Source organism: Hydrogenimonas sp., assembly GCF_029933015.1.
Taxonomy (GTDB): Bacteria; Campylobacterota; Campylobacteria; order Campylobacterales; family Hydrogenimonadaceae; genus Hydrogenimonas.
In genome coordinates, this window is the sequence record NZ_JAOZOZ010000042.1 from 1 (window position 1) to 3,570 (window position 3,570).

5 protein-coding genes are annotated in these 3,570 nt (G+C 55.4%); 4 read left to right on the plus strand and 1 reads right to left on the minus strand.

What is annotated here, in order from left to right; genetic code table 11:
• On the minus strand, positions 1–432 hold a 432-nt coding region (locus Q1K23_RS04490; protein WP_300362793.1), incomplete at its 3' end, for a DedA family protein.
• Positions 433–531: 99 nt separating this feature from the next.
• Between Q1K23_RS04490 and pyrC the strand changes: the two genes are divergently transcribed.
• The 4 genes from pyrC to exbB are packed head-to-tail and all read left to right on the plus strand — an operon-like array spanning position 532 to position 3,512.
• On the plus strand, positions 532–1,542 hold the full coding sequence (gene pyrC / locus Q1K23_RS04495; protein WP_300362795.1) for a dihydroorotase: 1,011 nt from the start codon (positions 532–534) through the stop codon (positions 1,540–1,542).
• Positions 1,532–2,188 (plus strand): response regulator transcription factor, encoded by a 657-nt coding sequence (locus Q1K23_RS04500; RefSeq protein WP_300362797.1) that lies wholly within the window; start codon positions 1,532–1,534, stop codon positions 2,186–2,188. Before pyrC ends, Q1K23_RS04500 begins: the two co-directional genes overlap by 11 nt.
• A 9-nt stretch (positions 2,189–2,197) precedes the next feature.
• Positions 2,198–3,046 (plus strand): HAMP domain-containing sensor histidine kinase, encoded by an 849-nt coding sequence (locus Q1K23_RS04505; protein WP_300362799.1) that lies wholly within the window; start codon positions 2,198–2,200, stop codon positions 3,044–3,046.
• Positions 3,047–3,071: 25 nt separating this feature from the next.
• A complete protein-coding gene (gene exbB / locus Q1K23_RS04510) occupies positions 3,072–3,512 on the plus strand; it encodes a TonB-system energizer ExbB (RefSeq protein WP_300362801.1) in 441 nt (146 codons plus the stop codon).
• The last annotated feature ends 58 nt before the right edge of the window (positions 3,513–3,570 follow it).

Sequence of the window (3,570 nt, forward strand, 5' to 3'; positions counted from 1 at the left end):
AAATGTGTAGATGCTGAAACCTATCAGCGGCATTTTCCCGATGCCGGCGGGAAGCGAGATGTATTGGCGGATCCCCGGCAGCAGGCGGCCCCAGAAGGTGCTGGCAGGGCCGTATTTTTCGAAAAAGGCTTCGGTTTTGTCGATGGTTTCGGGTTTGAGAAAGAGATATCTGCCATATTTTATCAAAAAAGGCCGTCCCAGTTTGTGGCCCAGGGCGTAGTTGAAGATGGCGCCGGCCAGAGAGCCTCCGGCGCCGGCCAGGAAAGCCAGCGGCAGGCTCATCTCCCCTTTACTGGCGAGGTATCCGGCCGGAATCATCGCGACTTCGCTGGGAAACGGGAAAAAGGAGCTCTCCAGAAACATCATGATGAAGATACCGAGGTATCCCATCGCCCCGACGGTCTCTACGATCCAGTTGACGATTTCGTGCAAATTGACATCCTTATAAGAACCCGTCCATGGGGAACTTTGAGACGGGTTCTAACATAATGGCGGTATAATAACAACAAAAATAGAAAAAAAGGCTTTGAAATGGTCATATCCATCGACTCACCTCTCGATATGCATCTGCATCTGCGTGATGAAGAGATGCTCGATATCGTCGCGCCTTTGAGTGCCGAAACCTTTTCCGGCGGACTCGTGATGCCCAACCTCGTACCGCCGGTGACCTCGAAAGAGGATGTGCGAAGCTACAGGGAACGCATCCGAAAAGCCCAGGGGGAGCACCGTTTCATCCCCTATATGACACTCTTCTTCAAATCGGACTATTCCCCCGAGTTTTTAGAGTCGGTCAGAGAGGAGATTCTGGCCATCAAGCTCTATCCGGCCGGCATCACGACCAATTCGGAAGGGGGTGTGAGCGGTTTCGACCTCGAGGAGCTCTCACCGGTGCTGGGCGTCATGAGCGATCTGGGGATTCCGCTCTGCGTACACGGAGAGACGGGCGGCTTCGTCATGGACCGGGAGGCGGAATTCATCCCGATCTACGAGATGCTGGCACGGCACTTCCCCGATCTGAAGATCGTCATGGAACACATCACGACCAAAGCGGCGGTCGAGGCGCTGGACCGATACGAAAATCTCTATGCCACCATCACGCTTCACCATCTCTACATCACCCTCGACGACGTGGCGGGTGGACTGCTGCAACCCCATCTTTTCTGCAAGCCGATCGCCAAGCGCCCCGAAGACAGGGAAGCCCTGCTGAAGACGGCGCTGGCGGCCCATCCGAAAGTGATGTTCGGCTCCGACTCCGCCCCCCATCCCCGGGACAAAAAGGAGGCACCGGGTTGTGCGGCAGGCGTATTCACGGCTCCCATCGCTCTGCAGGGACTGGCACAGCTTTTCGACCGTCATGGCGCTCTCGACAACCTTCAGGCTTTCGTCAGCGACAACGCCCGGCGTATCTACGGCATCACGCCGATCGAGAAAACTGTGATTTTGGAAAAGACTCCATGGCTCGTGCCGGAAATCTATGAAGGGACGGTCGTGCCGATGTTCGCGGGACAGAGCCTCGAGTGGAGGGTCCTGAGTGCCGAATAGGCTTTTGCTGCTGGAAGACGATCGGCTTTTCGGAGAGACGCTGGTCGATTTTCTGGAGGGGGAGGGGTACGAAGTGGCACATTTTCTCTCCGCCAGACCCGCCATCGACGAGGTCTACGAAAACGACGGTTTCGATCTCTATCTTCTGGATGTCAACGTTCCCGATCTCAACGGTTTCGATCTGCTCAAACAGCTCAGAGAGAGCGGGGACACGACGCCGGCCATCTACATCACTTCCGCCCGGGACAAAGAGGCGCTGGCGGAGGGATTCCACAGCGGCGCCGACGACTACATGAAAAAGCCGATCGATCTGGACGAACTGCTTCTGCGCATCGAAGCGCAGCTCAGGCGACGATACGCGAACGAAAAGGTCGAGGTGGGCCAATTCCTCTTCGACATGCAGCGGCTTGTACTCTACGAAGGGGGTGAGCCGGTACAGATTCCCAAAAAACTGGCGGAGCTTCTCTCTCTACTGCTTCGCAACCGCGGCGAAGTGGTGGGTACGGAAGAGATACTCCGGGAACTCTACGGTGACGACAATCCGGGTACGGGCGTGCTGAGAGTCTACATCAACAAGCTCAAACAGCTCTTCGGCAAGGAGAGCATCCGCAATATCCGGGGTGTGGGTTACTGCTTCGATGCGTAGGAGAGGCGGGTGAAACGCGCAGAGACCGCGAAAGTGCTTCTCTTCTACGTCGTCTCGTTCGTCGCCATGGCGGTGCTGATGTGGGTGGTCTTCGAAAATTTCGGCTACAGCGACGAAAACTTCCTGATCGTGACGATCATGCTGCTGCCTCTTTCGATACTTTTTGGCTATATCCTCTCCAAGGTGGCTCTCGAGCCTCTTTTCGTGACAAACGATCTGCTGGACAAACTTCTCAAAGATACGCTTCACGAGCTCAACATCCCGCTTTCGACGATATTCGCCAACGTTTCGATGCTCAAACGCAAAGAGGCCGATCCGAAAACATCCAGACGTCTGGAACGTATCGAAAAGGCGGCGGAAAACCTGGGAGAGCTCTACGAGGATCTGGACTATTTCATCAAAAAGGAGATCGGTTCGGTGGAGCGGGAGAGTTTCGATCTGGACGAGGTGGTCAGGGCGAGCATTCTGAAGATGGAGGATATCCGGGGGGATATTTCGATACAATACACTCCAAAAGAGCTGAGGGTACGTGCCGACAGGCGGGGTTGCCAGAAGGCAGTCGACAATCTCCTCTCCAATGCGATCAAATACAACCGCGACAACGGGAAAGTGGAGATTTCGATCGAAAAGAGCCGCCTGACGATCCGCGACACAGGCATCGGGATGGATGAGACGACCCTCTTTCACATCTTCGACCGCTACTACCAGAGTGACCTGAACGCTTCGGGGTACGGTATCGGGCTGCATATCGTCAAGACTTTCTGCGACGAGCATGGTGTGAAGATCGATATCGATTCGAGAGCGGGGGAGGGGACCACTTTCCGGCTCGATTTCGCGGCGGTGGCGAAAGCGGAATGAAGACGGATAAAAGGAATTTGCAACGATGAATACAACGAAAATGGCCGATCTCGTCGATTACGGATTTATCGGACTGCTGGGACTCATGAGTGTCGTGGCGCTCTGGCTCATACTGGAGCGTTACTTCTACTACCGGCATGTCGATCTGCGCAGTTTCAAGGAAAAAGAGGAGCTGGAGATCGCCCTGGGAGAGAATCTGACGATGATCGCCTCCATCGGGGCCAACGCCCCCTTCATCGGTCTGCTGGGAACGGTCATGGGGATCATGGTCACCTTCGTCACGATCGGCCAGAGCGGATTGGTGGAGACGAAAGACATCATGGTCGGTCTGGCCCTCGCGCTCAAAACCACCGCCGGCGGCATACTGGTGGCGATCCCGGTGGTCTGGTTCTACAACATGCTGGGACGCAAAGTCGAGATCCTCGTCGCCCGCTGGGAGATGATGAAGCGCAGAGGCGATATTTAGTGTTGAGTTTTGAGTGCTGAGTATTGAGAAGTGGACGTGCCCGCAGTGAGAGGAATTT